Source organism: Sulfitobacter sp. 1A15299, assembly GCF_043556915.1.
Classification (GTDB): domain Bacteria; phylum Pseudomonadota; class Alphaproteobacteria; order Rhodobacterales; family Rhodobacteraceae; genus Sulfitobacter.
Genome location: NZ_JBIFFJ010000003.1, coordinates 153792 through 179020, shown reverse-complemented (window position 1 = coordinate 179020; position 25229 = coordinate 153792). Strand labels below are relative to the sequence as shown.

The 25229-nt window shown below is 64.2% G+C and carries 25 protein-coding genes and 1 riboswitch; of the genes, 18 read left to right on the top strand and 7 right to left on the bottom strand.

Features of this window, described 5'->3' with window-relative positions; genetic code table 11:
• Nucleotides 1-2: 2 nt before the first annotated feature.
• On the bottom strand, nucleotides 3-914 hold the full coding sequence (locus ACGYK7_RS06230; RefSeq protein WP_394400048.1) for a pirin family protein: 912 nt from the start codon (nucleotides 912-914) through the stop codon (nucleotides 3-5).
• A gap of 94 nt (nucleotides 915-1008) precedes the next feature.
• Nucleotides 1009-2382 (bottom strand): L-serine ammonia-lyase, encoded by a 1374-nt coding sequence (locus ACGYK7_RS06225; protein ID WP_394400046.1) that lies wholly within the window; start codon nucleotides 2380-2382, stop codon nucleotides 1009-1011.
• A gap of 253 nt (nucleotides 2383-2635) precedes the next feature.
• Between ACGYK7_RS06225 and rpiA the strand changes: the two genes are divergently transcribed.
• The 6 genes from rpiA to ACGYK7_RS06195 all read left to right on the top strand — a co-directional run bounded on the left by rpiA (nucleotide 2636) and on the right by ACGYK7_RS06195 (nucleotide 9077).
• Entirely contained in the window at nucleotides 2636-3424 is a 789-nt protein-coding gene (rpiA, locus tag ACGYK7_RS06220) for a ribose-5-phosphate isomerase RpiA (protein WP_394400044.1), read from the top strand.
• 63 nt (nucleotides 3425-3487) lie between these two features.
• Entirely contained in the window at nucleotides 3488-4867 is a 1380-nt protein-coding gene (gorA, locus tag ACGYK7_RS06215; RefSeq protein WP_394400042.1) for a glutathione-disulfide reductase, read from the top strand.
• A gap of 68 nt (nucleotides 4868-4935) precedes the next feature.
• Complete coding sequence (hflK, locus tag ACGYK7_RS06210) at nucleotides 4936-6150, top strand: FtsH protease activity modulator HflK (protein ID WP_394400040.1); 1215 nt, start codon at nucleotides 4936-4938, stop codon at nucleotides 6148-6150.
• Complete coding sequence (gene hflC, locus ACGYK7_RS06205; RefSeq protein ID WP_394400038.1) at nucleotides 6150-7217, top strand: protease modulator HflC; 1068 nt, start codon at nucleotides 6150-6152, stop codon at nucleotides 7215-7217. The genes hflK and hflC overlap by 1 nt, the downstream gene beginning before the upstream one ends.
• Nucleotides 7214-7408 carry a DUF2065 domain-containing protein gene (locus tag ACGYK7_RS06200; protein WP_067266191.1) on the top strand — a complete coding sequence of 65 codons (195 nt, stop codon included), beginning with the start codon at nucleotides 7214-7216 and terminating at the stop codon, nucleotides 7406-7408. The genes hflC and ACGYK7_RS06200 overlap by 4 nt, the downstream gene beginning before the upstream one ends.
• Before the next feature lie 235 nt (nucleotides 7409-7643).
• Complete coding sequence (locus ACGYK7_RS06195) at nucleotides 7644-9077, top strand: Do family serine endopeptidase (RefSeq protein ID WP_394400036.1); 1434 nt, start codon at nucleotides 7644-7646, stop codon at nucleotides 9075-9077.
• A 54-nt stretch (nucleotides 9078-9131) separates the two neighbouring features.
• Here ACGYK7_RS06195 and ACGYK7_RS06190 read toward each other — a convergent pair whose 3' ends face one another.
• Entirely contained in the window at nucleotides 9132-9683 is a 552-nt protein-coding gene (locus ACGYK7_RS06190) for a peptidoglycan-binding domain-containing protein (RefSeq protein WP_394400034.1), read from the bottom strand.
• A gap of 164 nt (nucleotides 9684-9847) precedes the next feature.
• Here ACGYK7_RS06190 and ACGYK7_RS06185 point away from each other — a divergent pair, with 164 nt between their 5' ends.
• Both ACGYK7_RS06185 and ACGYK7_RS06180 read left to right on the top strand, forming a co-directional pair.
• A complete protein-coding gene (locus ACGYK7_RS06185) occupies nucleotides 9848-10171 on the top strand; it encodes a 2Fe-2S iron-sulfur cluster-binding protein (RefSeq protein ID WP_067266186.1) in 324 nt (107 codons plus the stop codon).
• Entirely contained in the window at nucleotides 10171-10866 is a 696-nt protein-coding gene (locus tag ACGYK7_RS06180; RefSeq protein WP_394400032.1) for an FG-GAP repeat domain-containing protein, read from the top strand. Before ACGYK7_RS06185 ends, ACGYK7_RS06180 begins: the two co-directional genes overlap by 1 nt.
• 34 nt (nucleotides 10867-10900) lie before the next feature.
• On the opposite strand, the gene purD is transcribed toward ACGYK7_RS06180, so the two are convergent.
• Nucleotides 10901-12166 (bottom strand): phosphoribosylamine--glycine ligase, encoded by a 1266-nt coding sequence (gene purD, locus ACGYK7_RS06175; protein ID WP_394400030.1) that lies wholly within the window; start codon nucleotides 12164-12166, stop codon nucleotides 10901-10903.
• A 70-nt stretch (nucleotides 12167-12236) separates the two neighbouring features.
• Between purD and xseA the strand changes: the two genes are divergently transcribed.
• Nucleotides 12237-13799 (top strand): exodeoxyribonuclease VII large subunit, encoded by a 1563-nt coding sequence (gene xseA / locus ACGYK7_RS06170; protein ID WP_394400028.1) that lies wholly within the window; start codon nucleotides 12237-12239, stop codon nucleotides 13797-13799.
• Nucleotides 13800-13805: 6 nt separating this feature from the next.
• Here xseA and ACGYK7_RS06165 read toward each other — a convergent pair whose 3' ends face one another.
• Nucleotides 13806-14195, bottom strand: a complete 390-nt coding sequence (locus ACGYK7_RS06165; RefSeq protein ID WP_394400026.1) for a hypothetical protein — start codon at nucleotides 14193-14195, stop codon at nucleotides 13806-13808.
• Nucleotides 14196-14236: 41 nt separating this feature from the next.
• Entirely contained in the window at nucleotides 14237-15238 is a 1002-nt protein-coding gene (locus tag ACGYK7_RS06160) for an alkane 1-monooxygenase (RefSeq protein ID WP_394400024.1), read from the bottom strand.
• Nucleotides 15239-15398: 160 nt separating this feature from the next.
• On the opposite strand from ACGYK7_RS06160, the gene ACGYK7_RS06155 reads away from it, so the two are divergent.
• Nucleotides 15399-17111 carry an NAD(P)H-dependent oxidoreductase subunit E gene (locus ACGYK7_RS06155; RefSeq protein ID WP_394400022.1) on the top strand — a complete coding sequence of 571 codons (1713 nt, stop codon included), beginning with the start codon at nucleotides 15399-15401 and terminating at the stop codon, nucleotides 17109-17111.
• A 95-nt stretch (nucleotides 17112-17206) separates the two neighbouring features.
• Nucleotides 17207-18562: a signal recognition particle-docking protein FtsY gene (ftsY, locus tag ACGYK7_RS06150; protein ID WP_394400020.1), complete on the top strand. Its 1356-nt coding sequence runs from the start codon at nucleotides 17207-17209 to the stop codon at nucleotides 18560-18562.
• A gap of 33 nt (nucleotides 18563-18595) precedes the next feature.
• Here ftsY and ACGYK7_RS06145 read toward each other — a convergent pair whose 3' ends face one another.
• The gene (locus ACGYK7_RS06145; RefSeq protein ID WP_394400018.1) at nucleotides 18596-19081 is read right to left on the bottom strand and encodes an MgtC/SapB family protein; all 486 of its coding nucleotides are present in this window, start codon (nucleotides 19079-19081) and stop codon (nucleotides 18596-18598) included.
• 63 nt (nucleotides 19082-19144) lie between these two features.
• Here ACGYK7_RS06145 and ACGYK7_RS06140 point away from each other — a divergent pair, with 63 nt between their 5' ends.
• The 7 genes from ACGYK7_RS06140 (at nucleotide 19145) to ACGYK7_RS06110 (ending at nucleotide 25217) form a co-directional block, all read left to right on the top strand.
• Nucleotides 19145-20047: a DMT family transporter gene (locus tag ACGYK7_RS06140; RefSeq protein ID WP_271687782.1), complete on the top strand. Its 903-nt coding sequence runs from the start codon at nucleotides 19145-19147 to the stop codon at nucleotides 20045-20047.
• A 10-nt stretch (nucleotides 20048-20057) separates the two neighbouring features.
• Nucleotides 20058-20663, top strand: coding sequence for an inner membrane-spanning protein YciB (locus ACGYK7_RS06135; RefSeq protein WP_168611954.1), 606 nt, complete (start codon nucleotides 20058-20060; stop codon nucleotides 20661-20663).
• Nucleotides 20664-20721: 58 nt separating this feature from the next.
• Nucleotides 20722-20798: riboswitch (SAM riboswitch) on the top strand.
• Nucleotides 20799-20862: 64 nt separating this feature from the next.
• Nucleotides 20863-22053: an O-succinylhomoserine sulfhydrylase gene (metZ, locus tag ACGYK7_RS06130; RefSeq protein ID WP_394400015.1), complete on the top strand. Its 1191-nt coding sequence runs from the start codon at nucleotides 20863-20865 to the stop codon at nucleotides 22051-22053.
• Between the two features lie 77 nt (nucleotides 22054-22130).
• On the top strand, nucleotides 22131-23222 hold the full coding sequence (gene folE2, locus ACGYK7_RS06125) for a GTP cyclohydrolase FolE2 (RefSeq protein ID WP_271693344.1): 1092 nt from the start codon (nucleotides 22131-22133) through the stop codon (nucleotides 23220-23222).
• 88 nt (nucleotides 23223-23310) lie between these two features.
• Nucleotides 23311-23442 carry a hypothetical protein gene (locus ACGYK7_RS06120; protein ID WP_394400013.1) on the top strand — a complete coding sequence of 44 codons (132 nt, stop codon included), beginning with the start codon at nucleotides 23311-23313 and terminating at the stop codon, nucleotides 23440-23442.
• Nucleotides 23439-23687, top strand: a complete 249-nt coding sequence (locus ACGYK7_RS06115; RefSeq protein ID WP_394400011.1) for a hypothetical protein — start codon at nucleotides 23439-23441, stop codon at nucleotides 23685-23687. The genes ACGYK7_RS06120 and ACGYK7_RS06115 overlap by 4 nt, the downstream gene beginning before the upstream one ends.
• 81 nt (nucleotides 23688-23768) lie before the next feature.
• Nucleotides 23769-25217 (top strand): TrkH family potassium uptake protein, encoded by a 1449-nt coding sequence (locus ACGYK7_RS06110; protein ID WP_394400009.1) that lies wholly within the window; start codon nucleotides 23769-23771, stop codon nucleotides 25215-25217.
• The last annotated feature ends 12 nt before the right edge of the window (nucleotides 25218-25229 follow it).

Sequence of the window (25229 nt, the reverse complement as noted above, 5' to 3'; positions counted from 1 at the left end):
GGTCAATGCGCGGGGCGGATGAAAGTCCCGTTGTTCAGATCCCGCATCGCCTGTTGTATCTCGGCGCGGGTGTTCATCACGATCGGCCCGTGCCACGCCACCGGCTCTTCAATCGGCGCGCCCGAGATCAGCAGGAAACGCACGCCTTCCTCACCGGCCTGCACCGTCACCTCATCGCCGGTGCCAAAGCGGATCAGCGTCCGGTCGCCCGACATGTCGCGGATGTTGACCTCTTCGCCGGCGACCTCTTTCTCAAGCAGCACGCCCGAAGGGGCGGAGGCATCTGCGAAAGCGCCCGCGCCTTGGAAGACATAGGCAAAGGCCCGGCGGTAGGTGTCGATGCGAAAGGTCTTTTTCACGCCCGCAGGCACGAAGACATCCAGATACTGCGGATCGGCGGCGATGCCGTCGACGGGGCCGCGTTTGCCCCAGAACTCGCCGGTGATGATCTTGACCCTCGTGCCGTCGTCATCGGTCACCACCGGGATATCGGCGGATTTCATATCCTGATAACGCGGTGCGGTCATCTTCTGGGCCGAGGGCAGGTTGCCCCAAAGCTGGAAGCCGTGCATCTGCCCCTTGTCGTTCCCGCGCGGCATTTCTTGGTGCAGGATGCCCGACCCGGCGGTCATCCATTGCACGTCGCCCGCGTTGAGATCGCCGGTATTGCCGAGCGAATCCGCATGGGCCACGGTGCCTTCGAGCACATAGGTGATCGTCTCGATCCCGCGGTGCGGGTGCCAAGGGAAGCCCTTTTCGAAGTCGCGCGGATGCTCGTTGCGAAAGTCGTCGAACAGCAGAAAGGGGTCAAGCTCCGACGGGTCGTGGAAGCCGAAAGCGCGGTGCAGTTTCACCCCGGCGCCTTCCATCGTGGGCGTGGCGCGGCGGGTTTCCAATGTGGGTCTGAGGGACATGATGCTCTCCTTTGCGGTTGCTTAGAAGATAGGCGGTGGCGGTCACCTCAACAATTGGCCCCGGCGAACGGAGGCTGTGCAAATTTGCGCAGCTTCAGCAATTCGGCACATTCACCGCCAATCCGCCGAGGGAGGTTTCCTTGTACTTCTCGCTCATGTCCGCGCCCGTTTGGCGCATGGTTTCAATACAGGCATCGAGCGGAACCAGATGCGTGCCGTCGCCGCGTAGCGCTAGAGAGGCCGCCGAAACCGCCTTGATCGCGCCCAAGCCGTTGCGCTCGATACAAGGCACCTGCACCAGCCCTTTGAGCGGGTCGCAGGTCATGCCGAGGTGATGCTCCAGCGCGATTTCGGCGGCGTTTTCGATCTGCTGCGGGGTGCCGCCCATCACGGCGCAGAGCCCGGCGGCGGACATGGCGGCGGCGCTGCCGACTTCGGCCTGACAGCCCGCCTCGGCGCCTGAGATCGAGGCGTTGTATTTCACCAGCCCGCCAATCGCGGCGGCGGTCAGCAGGAAGTCTTCGATATGCGCCTCTGACGCGCCGGGGACGTGGTCGAGGTAATAGCGTAGGGTGGCGGGCATCACGCCTGCGGCCCCGTTGGTCGGCGCGGTCACGACCTGCCCGCCAGCGGCGTTCTCTTCGTTGACGGCCATGGCATAGACGCTCATCCAATCGTTGATCGTATGCGGCGCGGATTGGTTCTGTCCGCGCTCCGCCATCAGCGCGTCGTAAATGCCCTTGGCGCGGCGTTTCACCTTGAGCCCGCCGGGCAGGGTGCCCTCGGAGGTCAGCCCCCGGTCGATGCAGTCACGCATGACCTGCCACAGCCGTTTGCTGCCGGTGCGCAGGTTCTCGGCCCCGCCGCGGGCCTCTTCATTGGCGCGTTTCATGTCTGCGATGGTTTTGCCGGATTTGGCCGACATCTCAAGCATTTCCGCGGCGGACTTGAAGGGGAAGGGCACCGGCGCGCCCTCATCCGTGTCCTTGCCCGCGGCCAGTTCCTTTTCGGTCATCACGAAGCCGCCGCCGATGGAATAATAGGTCTCGCGCAGGGCAACGTCGCCTTGGGCGTCGGTGGCCATCAGCATCATGCCGTTGGCATGGCCTGTAAGCTTGGTGTCATAGTCAAAGATCATGTCGCGCTCAGGGTCAAAGCGCAGTTCTGGCAGGCCGTCGACGCTGATGCGGCGGGTCTGTTTGATCTCTTCCAACACCCTCTCGGCGGCTTCGGCGTCATAGTCCTCGGGCGTGAACCCGGCAAGGCCGAGGATCGTGGCGCGGTCGGTGGCATGGCCCACGCCCGTGAAGGCGAGACTGCCATGCAGCGAGGCGCGCAGCCCGGCGAATTGAAAGGGCGATGCGCGCATTTGGTCAAGGAAGCGCCCGGCCGCCACCATCGGCCCCATGGTATGCGAAGACGAGGGGCCGATGCCCACTTTGAACATGTCGAAGACCGAAAGAAACATCAGGTGGCGGACCCTTTTATGGTTGCGGGTGGCGGGCGCGGTGAGACGGGTATCGCCCAGACCTTTGGCGCATTGCAAGCGGCCTGGGCCCGATCCAACCATTTCCCGCCGTCCTGCGGCGCGCCGAAAGCGACAGGCCGTGCGCTCTGCCCGTCCTGTCGGTCTGCGGCACCGGCAAAAACCGCCGACTTGCCCCTCGCACCCTATGCCAATTCGCCCTATAACGCGGCAAACGCCTGCAAGGGAGCACCCGATGTCCGGAGACCTATCACCGATCGACAAGGCCAAATTCGTGGCCGCGAAACGGGCGTGCGACTTCGTGGAAGACGGGATGCGCGTGGGGCTTGGCACCGGGTCGACGGCGGCGTGGCTGGTGCGCTGTCTGGGCGAGATGGTACGCGACGATGGGCTGCGGATCAAAGGGGTGCCGACCTCCTCGCGCACGGCGCAACTGGCGCGGGATGTGGGGATCGAGGTGATCTCGCTCGATGAGGCGAAATGGCTCGACCTGACGATTGACGGGGCGGATGAATTCGACGGTGACCTGAACCTGATCAAGGGCGGCGGTGGGGCCCTGCTGCAAGAAAAGATCGTGGCGACGGCCAGCGACCAGATGGTGGTGATCGCCGATATCGGCAAGGAGGTGCATCATCTGGGCGCATTCCCCCTGCCGATCGAAGTGATTCCCTTTGGCTGGCAGACCACGCAGGCGCTGGTCGAAGAGACATTGATCTCGATGGATGTGCTGGGCCAAAGCTCGACCCTGCGGATGAACGGCGAGGTGCCTTTCATCACGGACGAGGGGAACTACATTCTGGACCTGCGGCTGGGGCGCATCGGCAACGCACGGCAATTGGCGCTGGTGCTGAACCAGATGCCCGGCGTGGTGGAAAACGGTCTGTTCATAGATATCTGTGACGCGGTTGTGATCGGCTACGGGGATGGCAGGGTCGAGGTGCGCGACATAAATGAAGGCACCGTGGCGACCGACCGCTTGGAATTCGTCGAGACCGACAACCTGTTTTCCGACCTGAGCGATTAACGCACCCAGAGTGAGACACGCGCGATCCCGCGCGAGACCCAAAACGACTGAGAGAGGCGCCCAATGGCCAAGAATGAATTCGACTACGACCTGTTTGTCATCGGTGGCGGCTCGGGCGGTGTGCGCGCGGCGCGTGTCGCGGCGGGTGAACATGACGCCAAGGTCGGACTGGCCGAGGAAGACCGCTATGGCGGCACCTGCGTGATCCGGGGCTGCGTGCCGAAAAAACTGATGGTCTTCGCCTCGGGCTATGCCGATGTGGTGGATGAGGCGAAATGCTTTGGCTGGGATCTCAAGGCCGGGCCGTTCGACTGGCATGACTTCAAGGGCCGTCTCAACACCGAGTTGGACCGCCTCGAAGGTGTCTATCGCAAGCTTTTGAAGAACTCCGGCGTCGACACATTCGACACCCGCGCGCGGATCAAAGACCCCCATACCGTGGCCCTGTCCGACGGCACCGAGAAGACCGCGAAACACATCCTCATCGCCAGCGGTGGCCGCCCCGTGCGCCCCGAGATCGAGAATGCGGAATTGGGGCTGGTCTCTGACGATCTGTTCCATCTGGAAAAACTGCCCAAGTCGATCCTCATCATCGGCGGCGGCTATATCGCCTGTGAATTCGCCTGTATCCTCAATGGTTTGGGTGTCGAGGTGACGCAATACTACCGCGGCGCGCAGATCCTGCGCGGCTTTGACGACGAAGCCCGCGGCATGGTGGCCGAGATGATGCAGGAAAAGGGGATCGACCTGCATCTGGGCACCAATATTCTGGAAATGTCGCCCAGCCACGAAGACGGCAGCGGCCCGATGAAAGTCAAGCCGACCAACGGCACCGAAAAGATGTTCGACCAAGTGCTCTTTGCCACGGGCCGTCGCCCCAACAGCGATGACATGGGGCTGGAAGAACTGGGGGTGAAGCTGGGCCGCAGCGGTGCGATCGAAGTAGATGAATACAGCCAGACGGCGGTGCCTTCCGTCTATGCCATCGGCGACGTGACCAACCGCATCAATCTCACCCCCGTGGCGATCCGCGAAGGCATGGCCTTTGTCGAAACCGTCTTTGGCGGCAACCCGACGCCGGTGGATCACGATCTGGTGCCCTCGGCCATCTTCACGCAGCCCGAGATGGGCACCGTGGGGCTGAGCGAAGAGGCCGCGCGGGAGGCGGGGCCGATCGAGGTCTATGCGACCTCCTTCAAACCGATGCAGGGCGCCTTTGCGGGCAAGGCGGACCGGGTGCTGATGAAGCTCATCGTCTGCGCCGAGACGCGGGTTGTGCTGGGCTGTCATATCGTCGCACCCAATGCGGGCGAGTTGATCCAGATGGTCGGCATCGCGGTCAAGATGGGCGCCACGAAAGAGCAGTTCGACGCCACCTGCGCGGTGCACCCGACCATGTCCGAAGAACTGGTGACGATGCGTAATCCGACCCGCACGGCTTGAATATCACGCGAAAGCGTACAATTTTTGGAACGATAGGCCGCATGGGCGGCCCAGAGGGGAACATATCAATGGCAGGAAATTCGCAAGGCCCCTGGGGGGGCGGCGGAGGCGGCAACCGGGGCAACGGCGGAGACCGGGGCAACGGGGGGCGCAACGACGGGCCGCAGGGTCCACGCGGGCAGGGCGGTGACCGCCCCCAGATGCCCGAGATCGACGATCTGGTGCGCAAGGGGCAAGAGCAGCTGCGCGTCTTGATGGGCGGCCGTGGCGGCGACCGGGGCAATGGCACCGGCGGCGGCGGTCGTGGCTCTGGTGGGCCGGGCGTGACACGCTCGACCCTTGGCATCGCGCTTCTGGCCGGTGTGGCGCTTTGGGGCTTTGCCAGCTTCTACACCGTGCGGCCCGAACAGCAGTCGATCGAACTGTTCTTGGGTGAATTTTCCGGCATCGGCACCGAGGGTCTGAACTTTGCCCCATGGCCGCTCGTCACGGCAGAGGTTTTCGACGTCACCACCAACCGCACCGAGGAGTTGGGCGTGCGGCGCGGCACGGGGGGCAACGAGGGCTTGATGCTGACCACCGATGAAAACATCGTCGATATCGACTTTCAGGTGGTCTGGAACATCAAGAACGCGCGTGATTTCAAATTCTCGCTGCGCGACCCCGAAGCCTCGGTCCGGGCGATCTCGGAATCCGCCATGCGCGAAGTCATCGCACAGTCCGAACTGGCGCCGATCCTCAACCGGGACCGTGGCGCGGTGGCGGATCGGGTGAAGGAACTGATCCAGACCACGCTCGACAACCGCAAGACCGGCATCAACGTGCTGCGTGTCAACGTGAACAAGGTCGACCCGCCCAGCCAGAGCGTTCAGGTCACCGATGCCAATGGCAACACCACCACGCAGTCGGTCGTCGATGCCTTCCGCGACGTGCAAGCCGCCGAGCAGGAGCGTGACCGGGTCGAGCGTCAGGCCGACGCCTATGCCAACCGCCGCACCGCCGAGGCACGCGGTGAATCCGCGCAGCTTCTGGAAGCCGCCGAAGGCTACCGTGCCCGCGTCGTGAACGACGCGGTGGGTGAGGCCAGCCGCTTTGAAGCGGTGTTGGAAGAATACCGCAACGCGCCTGATGTGACGCGCAAACGTCTGTATCTTGAGACCATGGAAAAGGTGCTGGGCGACGTGGATAAGGTCATCCTCGAAAACGGCAGCGGCCAAGGTGGGCAGGGCGTCGTTCCCTATCTGCCACTCAATGAATTGCGGCGCGGCGGAGGGTCGAACTGATGCGGAAAACAAGTCTTATCATCCCCATCGTGGTGATCGCCATCGTGGGTATCCTGTCGGCTGTCTTTGTGGTGGATGAGCGTGAGAAGGCGCTGGTGCTACGCTTTGGCCAGATCAAACAGGTCCGCAACGAGCCGGGCATCGGGTTCAAAGTCCCGCTTTTGGATGAGGTCGTGCGCTACGAAGACCGCATCCTGTCGCTGGAAACCCCGGTGATCGAAGTCACCCCCGCCGACGACCGGCGCCTTGAGATCGACGCCTTCGTGCTCTACCGCATCGACGATATGGTGCAGTACCGTCAGGCTTTGGGTGCAGGCGGCGAACGTCAGGCCGAAAGCGAAATGGGCGGCATCATGGAAAGCCAAATCCGTGCCGTGCTCGGCTCGCAGGGGGTGACCTCAAACACCATCCTGTCGCCCGAACGGGCCGACCTGATGGAGCAGATCCGTGTTCGCGCCGATGCCCGCGCAGAGGCGCTTGGCCTCAAGGTGGTGGACGTGCGCCTGCGCCAGACAAACCTGCCCGAGCAGAACTTTGACGCGACCCTGCAACGGATGATCGCCGAGCGGGAGCGTGAAGCGACCGATGAGCGCGCCCGTGGCCGCGAAGCCGCGCAGCGCGTCATCGCCCTTGCCGACCGGACCTACGAAGAGATCCTCTCGGAAGCCCGTCGTGACGCGCGGATCATCGAAGGTGAGGCGGACGCTCAGCGGAACAACATCTTCGCGCAGGCCTATGGCAAGGATCAGGAATTCTTTGAATTCTACCGCTCGCTCAGCGCCTATGAGCAGGCTTTGCAGGGGCAGAACTCGACCATGGTGATGTCGCCGGATAGCGAGTTCTTTAACTACCTGCGTTCGGATCGCAGCGCCACGACCTCGGTCGATGCGTCTGCACCGCCGCAGCCCTCCGCTGCCGATGCGCCCGCGGCGGAGCCTGCGCCCGAGGCGGATCGCGCTGATGCGGCAGAGGATACGCAGGAAGAAGCCGCCCCCGCGGCCCCCGTCACGACAGCGCCCGCCGCACCGGAGGCTGAGACGGATCAGCCAGCGGCAGCGCAAGAATGACGCTGGTTTTACTGGCTCTCGGGTCGGTTCTGATATTCGAGGGGCTGGTGTACGCACTGGCCCCTTCGTTTTTGGAACAGATGCTCGAAATGCTCCGCCGCATCCCAGAGGCGGCACTGCGCCAGCTTGGCGCGCTGGCGGTGGTGGCCGGGTTGATCTTGGTCTGGCTGGCCTTTCAACTGGGGCTTTGACGCCGCACAGGCGGGGTGGATGAGCGTCCGTTTTGCCCTTGCCCTCTCGGGCCGAGGGCGCAAATCCTCACGCGCCTACCCGTTGAAATGCCCGTGATCGGCCCCATCTTTGCTGTTGCAGCGCGTCCTTTCGGAATGCACTCTGCCCACGTTGGCAACAACAGGAACAATCAGGAGACGATGAATGCAGGCCAAGGCGGTTTCCCTGTCCACAACAGCACAACACACCCAATGGATGCGAGCGATGGCAATGGGGGTGATGGCGCTGACCCTCCTGATCCTGCAAGCCAGCATGGCGCTGGCCAAACCCGAAAGCCTTGCCCCGCTGGCCGAGAAAATCAGCCCTTCGGTGGTCAATATCACCACCTCCACCACGGTTGAGGGCCGCACCGGGCCGCAGGGCATCGTCCCCGAGGGCTCTCCCTTTGAAGACTTCTTTCGCGAGTTTCAGGACCGCAACAATGGCGAAGGCAACCGGCCCCGCCGTTCTTCGGCGCTTGGCTCGGGTTTTGTGATTTCCGAAGACGGCTATGTGGTGACCAACAACCACGTCATCGAAAGCGCAGATGAGATCACCATCGAATTCTTCTCGGGCGAAGAGCTGGTCGCCAAGGTCATCGGCACCGACCCCAAGACCGACATCGCGCTTTTGAAGGTCGAAGCCAAACAGCCGCTGCCCTTCGTCTCTTTCGGCGACAGCAACGCCGCGCGTGTGGGCGATTGGGTCATCGCGATGGGCAATCCGCTGGGGCAGGGCTTCTCGGTCTCGGCGGGCATCGTTTCGGCGCGCAACCGGGCGCTGTCGGGCACCTATGACGACTACATCCAGACCGACGCCGCGATCAACCGGGGCAACTCGGGCGGGCCGCTGTTCAACATGGATGGCGAGGTGATCGGCGTGAACACCGCGATCCTGTCGCCCAACGGCGGCTCCATCGGCATCGGTTTTTCGATGGCGTCGAATGTCGTCACCCGCGTGATTGACCAGTTGCAGGAATATGGCGAGACCCGCCGTGGCTGGCTGGGCGTGCGCATTCAGGACGTGACCGACGATGTGGCCGATGCCATGGGCCTCAAGAAAGCCGTCGGCGCCTTGATCACCGATGTGCCCGAAGGGCCTGCGCGTGAGGCGGGGCTCAAGACCGGCGACGTGATCAAATCCTTCGACGGTGTCGAAGTGGTCGATACCCGTGGTCTGGTCCGTCAGGTGGGCAATAGCCCCGTGGGCGCGACGGTGCGCGTGACCGTGCTGCGTGATGGCAAGACCCAGACCATCAAGGTCGTGCTGGGGCGCCGCGAAGAGGCCGATGGCGCTGTGCCTGCCGCTATGGACGAAAACGCCGATGACGGCACCGAGGCAGAGCCGCAGTCGACCATGCTGATGGGCCTGACCCTGATGCCGCTTACGGATGATCTGCGCGCGGAACTCGGGGCCGATGACGATATGACCGGCCTTGCCGTGACGGATGTGGATCAAACATCTGAGGCCTTCGAGAAGGGCCTGCGCATGGGCGATATCATCACCGAGGCGGGGCAGGAGCAGGTGTCGAGCATCGCCGATCTTGAAGCCCGGATCGCTGCGGCGAAAGAGGCGGGCCGCCGCTCTCTCCTGTTGCTGGTACGCCGGGGTGGCGACCCACGTTTCGTGGCGCTGTCTTTGGCGGAGTGATCTGCCGGAACGGTTGGGAAAGGGCGCCTGCGGGCGCCCTTTTTCGTTACAGGGTCAGCCGTCTTGTCGAGGCACCGCCACCAGTCCAAGAGCCCGTGCCGTGCTCAGCGACAGAACCTCGCTGTTCGGCCCCTGCCGAGCCTGATAGCGTCGAACCGCCGCCCGTGTTGCTTTGTCCATCTCGCCAGTGATTGGCCCGGCGTAAAACCCCCGCGCCTCGAGTGCCCGTTGCAGGCTGCTGTTGAACTCGGGCGTCAGCACGTCGGGGCAGGGGGTTTCGAACCAGTTGTCGACCCGTGCGCGCACGATCTCTTGCCGGGTCTCGGTCTTGTAGACTGGCGGATTGGCGATGCTGCCATCGGGGTTCATCTTGGCCGGAGTCACTTCGACCTGTTCGGTCACCGTCTCGATCACCGCGGGGCTGACCGTGCGGCCCCAGCAGCTTCCCTCCGGCGCGCCCGCGGGGCCGTTGCGGGTGGCCTCCAGCACCCCCGGCTCAGGGCGGGGCGTGGCCGGTGCCGTTGTCTCGCAACCCGCCAAGGCCGCGACGGTCAGCAGCAAAGCGGCGCGGCGCCGCGCGGTTCTGGGGGGGAGGGGCTGTGTCATGCCGGTCTCTCGGGCTCGCCTGTTGTTCGCGGGCAGACTAGCCGGATGCGTGGGCCTTGCCCACCGCAATGTCGGGCGCGCCGTGACCTTGCGAAAAGGGGGCTGGAACCGGCTGCCATAGCCCGTTAAACAAGGCCGAACTTTTAGGACGAAAGGGCATCATCATGGCCAAAATCACCTATGTCGAACACTCCGGCACCGAACATGTGGTCGAGGTGGCCAATGGTCTCACCGTCATGGAAGGCGCGCGGGACAATAACATTCCCGGCATCGAAGCCGACTGCGGCGGCGCCTGCGCCTGCTCCACCTGCCATGTCTATGTCGATCCGGCTTGGGCCGAGAAACTGCCGCCGATGGACGACATGGAAGAAGACATGCTCGACTTCGCTTTTGAGCCTGATCCCGCGCGCTCGCGTCTGACCTGCCAGATCAAGGTCACCGACGCGCTGGACGGTCTGCGCGTCCAGATGCCGGAAAAGCAAATCTGATGCGGGCGATCGGCGCGGCACTGCTGGCGCTGATCGCAACCGGCGCGGCGGCGGAGACGATCACCGCCGCGCATTACATCGCGCCCACCGGGCGCTACGTCCACGGCATTCTTGGCGACGCGCTGGAATGGGGCGGCTTGCAGGTCTCTCTGGCGGATGGCGGCGCGCGGCGTTTCCCTCTGCCGCGCGACCATGTTTTCGAAGATATCGCCCCCCGGCTCGTGGATGTGACCGGCGATGGCGCGCCCGAGGTTCTGGTGGTCGAGACGGACGTGAGCCGCGGCGCGGCGCTGGCGATCTACGGCCCCGAGGGCAAGATCACCGAGACCCCGCATATCGGTCAGAGCAACCGGTGGCTCGCCCCCATAGGCGCCGCCGATCTGGATGGCGATGGCGCGGTCGAGATCGCCTATATCGACCGGCCCCATCTGGCGCGGGTGCTGCGGGTCTGGCGCTTTGCCGAAGGGAGGCTCAGCGAAGTCGCGCAAATGACGGGACTGACCAATCATCGCATCGGAGAGCGGCATATCTCGGGCGGTCTGCGCGATTGCGGTGCGGGGCCGGAAATGATGCTGGCGGATGCCGATTGGCAGCGTGTGGTGGGGGTGCGCCTGACTGGCGGCCAGCTTGCACGGCGCGATATCGGCCCCTTCGCGGGGGCCGAGAGCTTTGCCAAGGCGCTGGCTTGTGAATAAGGGGCGGCTGCGGCTTTGGTAGAGCCGCTACCCGTCAGCTCAGCGCGCGCCAGCCGATGTCGCGGCGGCAGAACCCTTCGGGCCAATCGATGCCATCGACCATCGCATAGGCACGCTCTTGCGCCTCGGCCAAGCTGGCCCCGCGTGCGGTCACGTTCAGCACCCGCCCGCCATTGGCCAAGATCGCCCCGTCCTGCGCCTTGGTGCCCGCGTGGAACACCATATTGGCACTATCCTCGGGCAGGGCGGAGAGGCCCTTGATCTCACTGCCCTTTTCATAGTCGCCGGGGTAGCCTTTGGCGGCCATCACCACGGTCAGCGCGTGATCCTCGGCCCAGTTCACCTGCATATCGGCCAGCGTGCCCTTGGCCGTGGCCTGCATCAGGTCGAACGCCTGCGCGCCGAGGCGCATCATCAGCACTTGGCACTCCGGGTCGCCGAAACGGACGTTGTATTCCACCAGCCGCGGCTGGCCGTCCTTGATCATCAGGCCAGCGTAGAGCACGCCCTGATAGGGCATCCCGCGTTTCGCCATCTCGGCCATACAGGGGCGGATGATCTCATCCAGCGCGCGTTCGGCGATCTCGTCGCTCAGCACCGGGGCGGGGGAATAGGCGCCCATGCCGCCGGTATTGGGGCCGCTGTCGCCTTCGCCGACCCGCTTGTGGTCTTGGGCCGTGCCGATGGGCAGCACCGTCTCCCCGTCGCAGAGCACGAAGAAAGACGCCTCTTCGCCCTCCATGAACTCTTCGATCACCACTTCCGCGCCCGCCTCGCCAAAGGCGCCGTCAAACATCTCATCCACGGCGGCCAGCGCTTCGGCATCGGTCATGGCGATGATGACACCCTTGCCCGCCGCCAGACCGTCGGCCTTGATCACAATCGGCGCGCCTTGCGTTTCGACATAGGCGCGGGCGCTGGCGGCATCGGTGAAATGGCCATAGCCCGCCGTGGGGGCCGCGCAGGCGTCGCAGATTTCCTTGGTGAAGGCTTTGGAAGCCTCCAGCGCCGCCGCCGCTTTTGAAGGGCCGAAAACGTCGAAACCCGCCGCGCGCAGATCGTCGCCCACACCCGCGGCAAGGGGCGCTTCGGGGCCGATGATGACGAAGTCGATGTTGTTGCCCTCGCAAAAGGCCACCACCGCCGCACCATCCATGATGTCGAGCTTGGCGCATTGCGCAATCGCGGCGATGCCCGCATTGCCCGGTGCCACGATCAGCTTGTCGCATTTGGGGTTCTGCATGACCGCCCAAGCAAGTGAATGTTCGCGGCCACCGCTGCCGAGGATCAGGATATTCATGCCGCGCACTCCCTTGGACTTCTTTGCTCCGCGTTCTAAGCTGGGGGGGCCACAGACACAAGGTGCCCAGATGGATCTGTTCGACGACCCCGCCCCCGGTGGCAACAGCCCCGAATTCACGGTGACCGAGCTTTCGGGCGCGATCAAACGGGTGATCGAGGGGGAGTTCGGCCATGTGCGGATTCGCGGTGAAGTGGGCCGCGTCAGCCGCCCGCGCTCGGGGCATGTCTATCTCGACCTCAAGGATGACCGCTCGGTCATCTCGGGCGTGATCTGGAAGGGCGTGACCGCGCGGCTTGAAACCCAGCCCGAAGAGGGGATGGAGGTGATCGCCACCGGGCGCATCACCACCTTTGGCGGGCAGTCGAAATATCAGATCGTCATCGAGGATATCAAACCGGCGGGCATGGGCGCGCTGATGGCGCTGTTGGAGAAACGAAAGGCGGCGCTGGCGGCGGAGGGGCTGTTCGCCCCCGAGCGCAAGCGCCCGCTGCCCTACCTGCCTGAGATCATCGGCGTGGTAACTTCGCCCTCGGGGGCCGTGATCCGCGACATTCTGCACCGGCTGCGGGATCGTTTTCCGCGCAAGGTGCTGGTCTGGCCGGTCGCCGTTCAGGGCGCGAAATGCGCGCCCGAGGTGGTGCGCGCCATCCAAGGGTTCAACCGGCTCACCCCCGGCGGCGCATTGCCCCGGCCCGAGTTGATCATCGTGGCCCGTGGCGGTGGCTCGGTCGAAGACCTGTGGGGCTTTAACGAGGAAAGCGTCGCGCGCGCGGCGGCAGCCTCGGAGATCCCGCTGATCTCTGCCGTGGGGCATGAGACGGATACGACGCTGATCGACTTCGTCTCGGACAAACGCGCGCCCACGCCTACGGCGGCGGCGGAGCTTGCCGTGCCGGTGCGGCATGAATTGGCGGCATGGCTGGAGGGGCAGGGCGCGAGGATGCGTCAGGCGCTGAGCCAAGGGCTGACCCGGCGCGGCCAGCGGATGCGGGATCTGGCGCGGGCCTTGCCCCGGGCCGACACGCTGCTGGAGGGGCCGCGCCAGCGTCTTGACCGCGGGGGGGAGAAACTGGCCCCCGCGCTGATCGCAGGCGTCCAAGGCCGCCGCGTCAAGCTGGCCGATATGTCCGGCGCGCTGCGCCCCGGCACCCTGCGCCGCCAGTTGGAGGCGGATCGCCAACGTCTGGCGCAGCTCTCGGCACGGCTCGACCCTGCGTGGCAACGCAATTTGGCCGGGCAGCGCGAGCGGCTGGCCGCGCGGGTCGACCGGTTCCACCCCGAGGTGCTGCACCGTCAGATCCTCCGCCGCCGGGAGCGGCTTTTGGACCGCACCCAAACCTTCCGCCCCGAGGTTTTGCGCCGCGACCTGTCGCGTCAAGACCAGCGGTTGCAAGAGGTGCTGGCCCGGCTGGCGCGCGCAGGCCGCGCCGATCAGGACCGCCGCCGCCGCCAGATCGACGCGATGGGCCGCACGCTTGGCACGCTCGGCTATCGCGAAACGCTGGCCCGTGGTTTTGCCGTGGTGCGGGGCGATGGTGATGTGGTGACCAGCGCAAAGGCCGCCAAGACCGCCATGCATCTGGAGATCGAATTCGCCGACGGTCGCTTGCCGGTCAAAGGCGAGGGCTGAACTGGCCTAGACCCCGACCTGCGGCCCAAGGCACAGCAGAGGCTCGGTCATCTCCCGCGCCTCATAAAGCGCGGTTTCGGTCGGATCATTCTCGAACCGCGCGACCAGCCCGGTCGGGCTTTCGCTAAAGCTCCAGCATTGCGGGGCGGGGTCGTCTTCATAGACAAAGCAGATCAGCCCTTCGGCCTCATACCAGCGCCCCTCTTTGCAATGGCCATCCAGAAAGGACCACTGCACGCGCCGATTCTCGCGATAGATTTCCGCTCCATAGGGCGCGCCGGACTGGCCGAAATAGAGCGTCTTGCCTTGGGTATAGGCTTCGAACTCCGCCGCCGACATCTCGGCCAAGGCAGGCAGGGGAAGGAGAGTGCAGATCAGGGCGAGGGCAAGTCTCATACCACGAGCCTGCCAGAAGCCCGCGCCCCGCGCCAGTGGGATCAGCCGCGACCCCACCGGGCCACGCGGCGGTCCATCACGCGCCGCCAAAGCGGGGGGACAAGGGCGATCACCGCCATCACGGGCAGGGAATAGGGCAGTTTTGGCATCTCTGGCGTCACCTCCAGCGCCGGGAAGGCGCGGGCGGGGCGCATGTGGTGGTCCGAATGGCGCGGGGCATTCAGCATCATCGCGGCAGAGTACCATTTCGGCGCGTTCCAACTGTGCTGCGGGCCCATCGGCTCGAAGCGGCCATCGGGGCGTTGCTCTCGCCGTAGCCCATAGTGCTGCACGTAGTCCGACAGCAGCAGTTGCATCTGCGCATAGGCCGTCAGCCCGACATAGGTGAGCAGCCCGGCGACCCCGCCGAGCAGCAGTGCCGTGAGCAGCTCCAGCGCCGCGCCACCGAGGTAGAGCGCATAAGGGTGCAGCCCCTGCGCCCCCGTCTTGCGCGCGCGCTGCGCGCTGTCGGCCTGCCACCCGGCGCGAAACTCCCCCCAGCTTGCGCTCAGCAAAAACCGCCAGAACCCCATGCCCTCGGGCGCGGAGTTGGGATCAGCCGGGGTGGCGGCGGCGGGATGATGCACCCGCAGATGGGCCGAGACGTGATGCCCGTGCAGCAGCGAGATATAGACTGCCGTGCCGATCCGCCGGGGCAGGCGGCGGCTGGCATGGATCAACTCATGGGCGTTGGAATTGCTGATCTGACCCAGAAACAGGCCAAGCGCGGCAAAGATCACCGCGCGGTCCAACCCCTCAAGATGCGGGGCTGCGCCAATCGCCCAGACCCCGAGCGGAAGCAGCAGGAAATGCGCGGCGGCCAAGGTCAGCGTCAGGGCGCGGCCCGAGTTGTCGGACAGGCGCAGCGCGCGGCCCAACCGGTCCATGAAGGCCGCATGCACCGTGATCGACAACAGCGCCAGCACGGGCCAGACCCCACCACAGAGGGCGGCGGCGGCGATCAGCACCGCCGGTGTCAGACTTGCGATCACATACCACAGCATGCGTTTTCCCCTGCGACCCCGCGCCAATCGGCTCGGCCCCCGCATTCTGCCCGCCGCAGGGGCTGTGCACAACGCAAACACCCGCGCGATTGTCGCTTTTTGATCGCGCCTCGGCCTTTGGATTTGCTACCAAGGCGGAAAGCAAGGCGGGGGGAGAGATATGGCGCTGGACGATCACGGCAATGCAGCGGCGGGGGCGCCGCGAAAGGGCGTTTGGAAATCCGGCAAGGGCAAGGGGCGGCATCACCCCAAGGGGCGGCAGTTGCAGGATACGGCTTGGGCGGAGGTCCGCGCGCTGTTGGGCGACCGTCCGCGCGCCCGCGATCTGCTGATCGAGTTTCTGCATCTGATCCAAGACCGCTTTGGTCATCTGTCGGCCGCGCATCTGCGGGCCTTGGCCGAAGAGATGCGCCTGTCGATGGCCGAGGTCTATGAGGTTGCCAGTTTCTACGCGCATTTCGACGTGGTGAAAGAGGGCGAGACCCCGCCGCCCGCGCTGACCATCCGTGTCTGCGATTCGCTGTCTTGTGAACTGGCCGGGGCGCAGGCCTTGAAAACCGCGTTGGAGGAGGGGCTGGACCCGACCGAAGTGCGCGTGCTGCGCGCGCCCTGCATGGGGCGCTGCGACACGGCACCGGTGCTGGAGCTGGGGCATAACCATATCAACCATGCGACGCCCGACAAGGTGCGCTTGGCGATTGAGGCTGGGGATACCCATGCCCGTCTACCTGACCGTGAGGCTTATGAAACCTACGCCGCCTCAGGGGGTTATGACACGCTGTTGAACCTGCGTCAGGGGGGCGATTGGGAAGCGGTGCAAGAGCAACTGCTGGAGGCTGGGCTGCGCGGTCTTGGCGGGGCGGGTTTCCCCTCGGGCAAGAAATGGGGCTTCGTGCGCGGCAACCCCGGCCCGCGCTATCTGGCGGTGAATGGCGATGAGGGCGAGCCGGGCACCTTCAAGGACCGCTGGTATCTCGAACGCCGCCCGCATCTCTTCCTCGAAGGGATGTTGATCGCCGCTTGGGCGGTGGAGGCCGAGAAGGTCTTTCTCTATATGCGCGACGAATACCCGGCGGTGCTGGAGATCCTGCGCCGCGAGATCGCGGCTCTGGAAGGTGCGGGCCTCATCGCGCCCGGCTATGTCGATCTGCGCCGCGGGGCGGGCGCCTATATCTGCGGCGAGGAAAGCGCCATGATCGAAAGCATCGAAGGCAAGCGCGGCTTGCCGCGCCACCGCCCGCCCTATGTGGCGCAGGTGGGGGTCTTTGGCCGCCCGACCTTGGTGCATAACATAGAGACCCTGCATTGGATTGCCCGCATCTGTCGCGAAGGGCCGCAGGTGCTGAACGGTGTGGAAAAGAATGGCCGCAAGGGGCTGCGCAGCTATTCCGTCTCGGGACGCGTGGCGCGCCCGGGGATGTATCTGCTGCCTGCGGGGTCAACCATCACCGACATCATCGCGGCGGCGGGGGGCATGATGGAGGGGCATCTGTTCAAAGCCTATCAACCGGGTGGGCCGTCCTCTGGCCTGTTGCCGGCCTCGATGGATGACCTGCCGCTCGACTTCGACACGCTGCAACCGCACGGGTCGTTTATCGGCTCGGCGGCGGTGGTTGTCCTGTCGGAGCATGACAGCGCGCGGGCCGCCGCCCTCAACATGCTGCGGTTTTTCGAGGATGAAAGCTGTGGCCAGTGCACGCCCTGCCGGGTCGGCTGTGAAAAGGCAGTGAAGCTGATGCAAGAGGACCGCTGGGACCAAGGGCTGCTGGAGGCGTTGTCGACCGCCATGGTCGATGCCTCGATCTGCGGGCTGGGTCAGGCGGCGCCGAACCCGATCCGGCTGGTGATGAAGCATTTCCCTGACGAAATTTAACCCCGCCCCCTCCCGGCGGGCTTGATCTGCCCGGGCGCCCTTCCATCTGCCCGGGCAAGCCTATAGATCAAGACGAAACTGCATGGGAGACGCCGATGGCCTTCTTCACGAAGCTCAAGGACCGCTTGTTCAAATCCTCGTCCAAACTTGATGAGGGGTTGGAGGCAATCGTCAGCGATGGCGGCGAGGCGGAGGCCGAAGCGGCCCCCGTGGATGCGGTGATGGACCAGCCCGGCGCGGCTTCTGACGTGATGCCCGATGGGCAAGAGGACAGCGGCCCGATGTTGGCGGCAGAGGGGAAGAGGGCGGAAGAGCCGACCCCCGCGCCCGAACCCGCCCCGGAGCCCGAGCCGCTTCCAGAACCCGAGCCGCAGCCTGCGCCCGAACCGCACCCCGAACCGTCTGAGCCTCAGCAGGAGCCCACGCCCGCGCAGGAACCCCCTGCCGCTGACCCTGAGCCTGCCCCGGCACCGGAAGAAGTTCCCGCGGCGACCGACCTGCGCCAAGCGATGACCCCCGTCGCCCCGGTGCTGGACGAAACCGCAGCCGAGGCCACCCCCGCCAAAACGGGCATCCTGGGCCGCCTCATGGGGCGCGGCGCCGCACAACCCGTGCTGCGCCGGACACTGGATGACGAAATGCTCGAACAGCTCGAAGAGCTGTTGATAAGCGCCGACATGGGCGTCGACACGGCGCTGCGGGTCACCGCAAATATGGCCGAGGGGCGCTTTGGCAAGAAGCTCTCGGTGGCAGAGATCAAGCAACTGCTCGCCAGTGAAGTCAGCCGCATCATGGAGCCTGTGGCTCGGCCCCTGCCGCTCTATCCCAAGACCCCGCAGGTGGTGCTGGTGGTCGGCGTGAACGGCTCGGGCAAGACGACGACCATCGGCAAATTGGCCTCGCAATTCCGTGCGGCGGGCAAGAAGGTCGTGATCGCCGCGGGGGATACCTTCCGCGCCGCGGCGGTGGAGCAATTGCAGGTCTGGGGCGAACGCGCGAACGTGCCGGTGCTGACCGCGCCCGAGGGCAGCGACCCGGCGAGCCTTGCGTTTGACGCGATGGGCCGCGCGCAGGAAGAGGGGGCGGACCTGCTCCTGATCGACACGGCGGGCCGTTTGCAGAACCGGGGCGACCTGATGGAGGAATTGGCCAAGATCGTCCGCGTTATCCGCAAGAAGGACGAAACCGCGCCGCATAACACCCTATTGGTGCTGGATGCGACGACGGGGCAGAACGCGGTCAATCAGGTGAAAGTCTTTCAAGAGATTTCCGATGTCAGCGGTCTGGTGATGACCAAGCTCGACGGCACCGCCAAGGGCGGCGTGCTGGTGGCGTTGGCGGATCGCTTTGGCCTGCCCATCCATGCCGTGGGCGTGGGTGAGCAGATCGACGATCTGTCGCCGTTTGACCCCGATGAATTCGCCGCCGCCTTGGTAGGCACGGATGGCTGAGAGTACACTGGCCGCCGAAAGTGGCGGCCCTGTTCAGTCATGGGTGCCAAGCTTTCGTTCGATCCAGCGCAGAACGGTCAGAACCAGCACCACAATCCCTGCGGTCAGACAGGCCAGCAGGATTTGCCCCGCGCCGCAGGACAGGCCGATGGCCCCGGCCAGCCACATCGACGCGCCGGTGGTGATGTTGCGCACCTCACCGTTCGAGGTGAAGATGATCCCCGCTGCAAGGAAGGCCACGCCCGCGGTCACCGCTTCGATCAGGCGCAGCGGATCGAAACGCATCTGGTCGCCTTCGCCAAATTGCAGACTGCCAAGCTCTTGCCCGATGATGATGAACAGACAGGCGGCGATGGCCACCATGATATGGGTCCGCAGCCCCGCAGGCTTGTCGCGCCGCTCACGCTCATATCCGACGATGCCCGCCAGAAAGGCCGCCATCAGCAGCCGCGCGGCAGCAACAGTGACCGGCACTTTTGAAAAACTGTTGGTGAGATCCGAGATCAGGCTTTCGAACATGGAAATTCCGTTAGTGCTAAAGGCTTTGAAATATAAACTTCTCGCTCAGGGGGGAGTTCCGCGATGACCGATTGGATCCTGTCGATCGAAGGCACCCCCGCGGGCCATACCGCGGCCCTGTGGCTCGCGCTTTCCGCCGCCTTCCTGCATGCGGTTTTCGGCGCATTGCAAAAGGGGCGGCATGATCCGTGGCTCACGCGCGGGGCGATCGACGTCTCTTATGGCGTGATGGCCGCCCCCTTCGCCCTGTTCGTCGTGCCATGGCCCGAGCCGCATATGTGGGTGATCTTCCTCGGCGCTTTCGTGATCCATGTGATCTACAAGCTGTTGCAGGCATGGGCCTATACCAAGGGCGCCTATACGGTGGTCTACCCGGTGGTGCGTGGCACGGGGCCGCTCTTTGCCGTGGTCGGCGCCTATCTGATCTTTGGCGAGCGGTTCAATGCGGTGCAATGGCTGGGTGTGGCGGTGCTCTTGAGCGGTATCTTCGGCCTTGCCCTTTATAACCTGCGCAATCTGGTCGCGGCGCGGGATACGCTGCACGCGGCCTTGGGCCTTGCAGTGCTTACGGGCTTGTTCGTGGCGCTTTACACCACATATGACGCATATGGCATCCGCGCCACGGCGGATCCCTTCACCTTCCTCGCATGGTTTTTCATGATCGACGGGCTGGTGATGCCAGTGATCGCATGGCGGCGCTGGCATAGGATGGAGAACCCGCCCGAAGTGGCGCCGCTGATGCTGCGCGGCTTTATCGGGGGGATCATCGCATTCGCGAGTTTCGGGTCGGTCATGCTGGCCACGCGGCTCGACAAGGTGGGCGAGGCGGCGGTGCTGCGCGAGACCTCGACCGTCTTTGCCGCGCTGATCGGGGTGCTGGTGCTGAAAGAAACCGTCGGCCCGCGCCGCATCGCGCTGATGGCGCTGATCGCAGCCGGGGCGGTGATTGTTGAAATGGGCGGCTGAAGGAACAGGCATGTCAGAACCAAGAGAGATCAACCCAATGCTGCGGGCGGGCTTGGAATACGGGCCGGTGCTGGCCTTCCTCGTGGCCTATCTGTGGCTCAAGGATAACACCTATACCTTCGGCGGGACGGCGTATGACGGCTTTATCGTCGTCACCGCGATGTTCGTGCCGCTGCTGGTACTCTCGACCGGCGCGCTTTGGGCGCTGACGGGCAAGCTCAGCCGGATGCAGGTCGCTACCGTGGTGCTGGTGGTGATCTTTGGCGGGCTGTCGGTCTGGCTGAACGACGACCGCTTCTTCAAGATGAAGCCGACGCTGATCTATGTGCTTTTCGGCGGCCTTCTGGCGGTCGGCCTGCTGCGCGGGCAATCCTACCTGAAATACGTCATGGAAGAGATGATGCCTCTGCGCGATGAAGGGTGGATGCTGCTGACCAAACGGCTGATGTACTTCTTCTTTGGTCTGGCGCTGGCGAATGAGGTGATCTGGCGGTTCTTTTCGACCGACACATGGGTCTATTTCAAGACCTTCGGCCTGACGGCGGCGATTTTCGTTTTCTTCATGGCGCAGGGCAAGCTGTTCGAAGCCTACGGCGAGAAGAAAGACCAAGGCTGACCCGAATTTAACGAGTGCCCCGCGCGAAACTGTTGACCTGTAGCGTCGCGCGGCGTAATCCACCCCGCGTGGCGATTTGTTACCGGATTGTGGGCCACGTTAAACATGCCGCTAAAAGGTCAGGATGAAAGACCCCTTTCGCTTGGCCGCGTCTGGGGTTTTTTTATGCCCGCGAGGTCGGGCCGGAAGGATGAGAGAGATGAGCAACGACCGTCACCCGCGCACCCAAGCGATCCACGCAGGCACCCGCCGCAGCCAATATGGCGAGGTGAGCGAAGCGATCTACCTGACCCAAGGTTTTGTCTATGACAGCGCCGAACAGGCCGAAGCGCGTTTCGAAGAGATCGGCCCGGATGAGTTCATCTATGCCCGCTACGGCAACCCCACGGTCGCCATGTTCGAGGACCGCATCGCCACGTTGGAAGGGGCCGAGGATGCCTTTGCCACCGCCAGCGGCATGGCGGCGGTGTCGGGCGCGCTGATCTCGATGCTGAAGGCGGGCGATCATGTCGTCTCGGCCCGGGCGCTGTTCGGGTCTTGTATCTATGTGCTAGAAGAGATCCTTGGCCGCTACGGGGTGGAGGTCACTTTCGTCGACGGCAGCGATCTCTCTGCTTGGGAGGCCGCGATCCGCGAGGACACCCGCGCGGTGTTCTTTGAATCCGTGGCCAACCCCACGCTTGAAGTGATCGACATCGAAGCCGTGTCCAAGCTCGCCCATGCCAAGGGCGCGCTGGTGGTGGTCGACAATGTCTTTGCCACGCCGGTCTTCTCGCGCGCGATCTCGCAAGGGGCGGATGTAGTGGTCTATTCCGCGACCAAACATATCGACGGGCAGGGCCGTGCGCTTGGCGGTGTGGTGCTCGGCAGCCGCGATTTCATTCGTGGCACGCTTGAGCCTTACATGAAACATACCGGCGGCTCGATGAGCCCCTTCACAGCTTGGATCATGCTTAAAGGGTTGGAGACCATCGACCTGCGGGTGCGGGCGCAGGCGGCCAGCGCACAGGAACTGGCCGAAGCGCTGAGCGGTCACGCAGCCTTGGCGCGGGTGCTCTACCCGGGTCTTGCGGGCCATGCGCAGAACGCGCTGGCGATGCGCCAGATGGGGGCAGGGGGCACGGTGCTGTCCATCGACCTCAAGGGCGGCAAGGCGGCGGCTTTCGCTTTCCTGAACGCGCTGAAGGTGGGCGTGATCTCAAACAACCTTGGCGATGCCAAGACCATCGTCACCCATCCGGCCACCACCACCCACCAGCGTCTACCGCAGGAAACCAAAGACCTTTTGGGCATCACGCCGGGGCTGGTGCGGATCAGCGTGGGGCTGGAATATAGCGGCGATCTCAAGGCCGATCTGCTGCAGGCCTTGGACGCGGCGGCGCAAGCCTGACCTGATGTGTCGCGGGCGCGGTGGCATTTTGGCCCCGCGCATCATACATTGAGAGCGACAGACCGGAGGGCCGCGCAATGAACATCGTGACTGAAATGTCCGAGACACCGGACCGGGAGGCGGCGCAGTCCGCGCTCGCCACGCTGCGCGCTTGGGCCGAAACGGCCACCCCGGCTGAGATTGCGGCGCTGGACCCGGCCATGGCGCGGATGCTGGCTCCTGCCGAATATCCCGCCCTCAGCCGCGCCTATCCCGAAGATTTCACCGCGGGCGACAACTACCGCGCCAGCCTGCCGGATCTGCAAAACGGCCCCTCCAGCCTGATCCGCGGCGCGCAGCAGTTGATCCAGCATGTCGGCATCTCGAACTTCCGCCTGCCGATCCGCTACCGCAGCCGCGAGGGCGGGGATCTGCGGCTTGAGACCTCGGTCACCGGCACCGTCTCGCTCGATGCGGAAAAGAAGGGCATCAACATGTCCCGCATCATGCGCAGCTTCTACCGCCATGCCGAAGCCACCTTCAGCTTTGAGGTGATCGAAGCGGCGCTGGATGATTACAAAGCCGATTTGGAGAGCCTGGACGCCCGGATTCAGATGCGCTTTTCCTTCCCGATGAAGATTGGCAGCCTGCGCTCGGGCCTCACGGGTTATCAGTATTACGACATCGCGCTTGAGCTGGTCGAACAGAACGGCGAGCGCAAGAAGATCGTGCATCTCGACTATGTCTATTCCAGCACCTGCCCCTGTTCGTTGGAACTGAGCGAACACGCGCGCCAGACCCGAGGGCAGTTGGCGACGCCGCATTCGCAGCGCTCCGTCGCGCGGATATCGGTCGAGACGCGGGACGAGGGCGATTGCCTGTGGTTCGAAGACCTGATCGAGATTTGCCGCCGTGCCGTGCCGACGGAGACGCAGGTCATGGTCAAACGCGAAGACGAACAGGCCTTCGCCGAGCTGAACGCCGCCAATCCGATCTTTGTCGAGGATGCCGCGCGGCTCTTTTGCGAGCAACTCTTGGCCGATGGCCGGGTGGGCGATTTCCGCATCGTCGCCAGCCATCAGGAAAGCCTGCACAGCCACGATGCGATCAGCGTGCTGACCCAAGGTGAGACCTTTGCAGCGCAGAGCATCGACCCCAAGCTTTTCAACACGCTCTTTCACGTCGGCTGATCCGGCACGGGCCCGACAATCGCGCGTAGGTTGTCCGCGTCTCGCGCTGCGCCCCTTTGGGGGGCATTCCGCCAGTCTTAGCGCAGAAATGGCGAATATCTCCCTGCCAGCCCTGCAAAGCCCGACCATCGGCTATGCGAAAACGTCGGTTCTGCTGCGGCGCAGCATTGCCTATCTAGCGGTCATCGAAATACTGGAAATTGCAAAGGCAATCAGATGACCTACCAGAGCACTGCTCACCCCGCCCACTCCGTCTCTCCCCTCGAAGGGCTGCGGCGCGCCGGCGCCGGTCTGCGCCGCTTTTTCGCGGGGATCGGCCATGGCATCATGATGGGCTCCACCGCCCAACGCCGTTTTGAGCAGGTCCAAGCCCTGCAAGCGAAAAGCGACGAAGAACTGGCCGCCATGGGCATCAAGCGTGACGACATCGTTCACCACGTTTTCAAAGACCTCTACTACATCTAAGACGACACGGACCGGGGCCAAATCACGCCCCGGTCCCGTCTCGGCTTGACAGCGACGAGCGGCCAAGCCAACGCTGCGCGCATGTTGGATATACGACCTGTCGGATATGTCGTGGGCCTTTTGGTGGCCGTGCTTGGCCTTGCCATGATCATTCCGATCTTGGTCGATCTGGCCGAGGGCCGGGGCCATTGGTGGGTTTTCGTCGAAAGCGCCTTGATCACGACGCTGGGTGGCGGGATGATCGCCCTCGCTAGCGCCAATGGGGTCCGTGAAGGGCTCACCATTCAACAGACATTCATGCTGACCACCAGCGTCTGGTTGATGCTGCCGCTCTTCGGGGCGCTGCCTTTCGTGCTGGGCGCGACCGAGGCCAGCGTGACCGACGCGATGTTCGAGGCGATGTCGGGGCTGACGACGACCGGGGCCACGGTGCTGACCGGGTTGGAAGACCTGCCCAAAGGGCTGCTGATCTGGCGCGGGATCCTGCAATGGCTGGGCGGCATCGGTATCGTTGTCGTCGCCATGGTCTTCCTGCCCGAGCTGCGGGTCGGTGGTATGCAGATCTTCAAATCCGAATCCTTTGACACCTTTGGGAAAATTTTGCCCCGCGCAGGGCAGATCGCGACGCAGATCTCGGTGATCTACCTGTGGCTCACGCTGGCCTGCATGCTGAGCTATCTGGCCCTTGGGATGACCACCTTTGACGCGACGGTTCATGCGCTGACCACGGTCTCCACGGGTGGTTTTTCAAATTACGATGCCTCATTCAGCACCTTTTCCGGCGCTGCCGAATATGTTGCCGTGATTTTCATGATCCTCGCCGCGTTGCCCTTCGTGCGCTATGTGCAGCTGATCAACGGCAACCCCGTGGCCCTGCACCGCGACCCGCAGGTGCGCGGCTTTTTCATGACGATGACCTTTCTGGTGGTGATCGTCTTTTTCGTTCTGCGCAGCGCCACGACCTATGATTCCGAGCGGGTTGTGCGCGAAGCATTATTCAACATCACCTCGATCATCTCGGGCACCGGCTATGCTTCGGCAGACTATATGCAATGGGGCAGCTTTGCGGTGGCGCTGTTCTTTTTCATCGGTCTGATCGGCGGCTGCGCGGGCTCGACGACCTGTTCGATCAAGATCTTCCGCTATCAACTGCTTTTTGCGTCGATCCGCGCGCAACTCCGGCGGATCCGCTCGCCCCATGGCGTGTTTACCCCACGCTACGATGGCCGCCCGGTGGGGGCGGACGTGCTAAGCTCTGTGATGGCCTTCTTCATGTTCTTCGTCGTATCGCTCGGCCTGATCTCGGTCGCGTTGAGCCTGACGGGATTGGACTTCGTCACCTCCGTTTCAGGGGCGGCGGCGGCGCTGGCGAACATCGGCCCGGGGTTGGGAGAGATCATCGGCCCGGCGGGGAATTTCAGCAGCCTTAACGACACGGCGAAATGGATTTTGATCATCGCCATGTGGATCGGGCGGCTGGAGCTAATGGCGGTCTACGTCATGTTCACCGCCAAGTTCTGGCGCGCCTGAAACGTGAAAGGG

What these genes read in the sequence shown, in the direction of transcription:
- ACGYK7_RS06165 (WP_394400026.1), bottom strand. Translation starts at nt 14,195, where the DNA reads ATGAGACTTGCCCTCGCCCTGATCTGCACTCTCCTTCCCCTGCCTGCC.
- ACGYK7_RS06185 (WP_067266186.1), top strand. Translation starts at nt 9,848, where the DNA reads ATGGCCAAAATCACCTATGTCGAACACTCCGGCACCGAACATGTGGTC.
- ACGYK7_RS06190 (WP_394400034.1), bottom strand. Translation starts at nt 9,683, where the DNA reads ATGACACAGCCCCTCCCCCCCAGAACCGCGCGGCGCCGCGCCGCTTTG.
- metZ (WP_394400015.1), top strand. Translation starts at nt 20,863, where the DNA reads ATGAGCAACGACCGTCACCCGCGCACCCAAGCGATCCACGCAGGCACC.
- ACGYK7_RS06115 (WP_394400011.1), top strand. Translation starts at nt 23,439, where the DNA reads ATGACCTACCAGAGCACTGCTCACCCCGCCCACTCCGTCTCTCCCCTC.
- ACGYK7_RS06135 (WP_168611954.1), top strand. Translation starts at nt 20,058, where the DNA reads ATGTCAGAACCAAGAGAGATCAACCCAATGCTGCGGGCGGGCTTGGAA.
- hflC (WP_394400038.1), top strand. Translation starts at nt 6,150, where the DNA reads ATGCGGAAAACAAGTCTTATCATCCCCATCGTGGTGATCGCCATCGTG.
- purD (WP_394400030.1), bottom strand. Translation starts at nt 12,166, where the DNA reads ATGAATATCCTGATCCTCGGCAGCGGTGGCCGCGAACATTCACTTGCT.
- ACGYK7_RS06160 (WP_394400024.1), bottom strand. Translation starts at nt 15,238, where the DNA reads ATGCTGTGGTATGTGATCGCAAGTCTGACACCGGCGGTGCTGATCGCC.
- ACGYK7_RS06140 (WP_271687782.1), top strand. Translation starts at nt 19,145, where the DNA reads ATGACCGATTGGATCCTGTCGATCGAAGGCACCCCCGCGGGCCATACC.
- ACGYK7_RS06180 (WP_394400032.1), top strand. Translation starts at nt 10,171, where the DNA reads ATGCGGGCGATCGGCGCGGCACTGCTGGCGCTGATCGCAACCGGCGCG.
- ACGYK7_RS06110 (WP_394400009.1), top strand. Translation starts at nt 23,769, where the DNA reads ATGTTGGATATACGACCTGTCGGATATGTCGTGGGCCTTTTGGTGGCC.
- ACGYK7_RS06120 (WP_394400013.1), top strand. Translation starts at nt 23,311, where the DNA reads ATGGCGAATATCTCCCTGCCAGCCCTGCAAAGCCCGACCATCGGCTAT.
- rpiA (WP_394400044.1), top strand. Translation starts at nt 2,636, where the DNA reads ATGTCCGGAGACCTATCACCGATCGACAAGGCCAAATTCGTGGCCGCG.
- ACGYK7_RS06195 (WP_394400036.1), top strand. Translation starts at nt 7,644, where the DNA reads ATGCGAGCGATGGCAATGGGGGTGATGGCGCTGACCCTCCTGATCCTG.
- ftsY (WP_394400020.1), top strand. Translation starts at nt 17,207, where the DNA reads ATGGCCTTCTTCACGAAGCTCAAGGACCGCTTGTTCAAATCCTCGTCC.
- ACGYK7_RS06155 (WP_394400022.1), top strand. Translation starts at nt 15,399, where the DNA reads ATGGCGCTGGACGATCACGGCAATGCAGCGGCGGGGGCGCCGCGAAAG.
- hflK (WP_394400040.1), top strand. Translation starts at nt 4,936, where the DNA reads ATGGCAGGAAATTCGCAAGGCCCCTGGGGGGGCGGCGGAGGCGGCAAC.
- xseA (WP_394400028.1), top strand. Translation starts at nt 12,237, where the DNA reads ATGGATCTGTTCGACGACCCCGCCCCCGGTGGCAACAGCCCCGAATTC.
- ACGYK7_RS06145 (WP_394400018.1), bottom strand. Translation starts at nt 19,081, where the DNA reads ATGTTCGAAAGCCTGATCTCGGATCTCACCAACAGTTTTTCAAAAGTG.
- ACGYK7_RS06200 (WP_067266191.1), top strand. Translation starts at nt 7,214, where the DNA reads ATGACGCTGGTTTTACTGGCTCTCGGGTCGGTTCTGATATTCGAGGGG.
- gorA (WP_394400042.1), top strand. Translation starts at nt 3,488, where the DNA reads ATGGCCAAGAATGAATTCGACTACGACCTGTTTGTCATCGGTGGCGGC.
- folE2 (WP_271693344.1), top strand. Translation starts at nt 22,131, where the DNA reads ATGAACATCGTGACTGAAATGTCCGAGACACCGGACCGGGAGGCGGCG.
- ACGYK7_RS06225 (WP_394400046.1), bottom strand. Translation starts at nt 2,382, where the DNA reads ATGTTTCTTTCGGTCTTCGACATGTTCAAAGTGGGCATCGGCCCCTCG.
- ACGYK7_RS06230 (WP_394400048.1), bottom strand. Translation starts at nt 914, where the DNA reads ATGTCCCTCAGACCCACATTGGAAACCCGCCGCGCCACGCCCACGATG.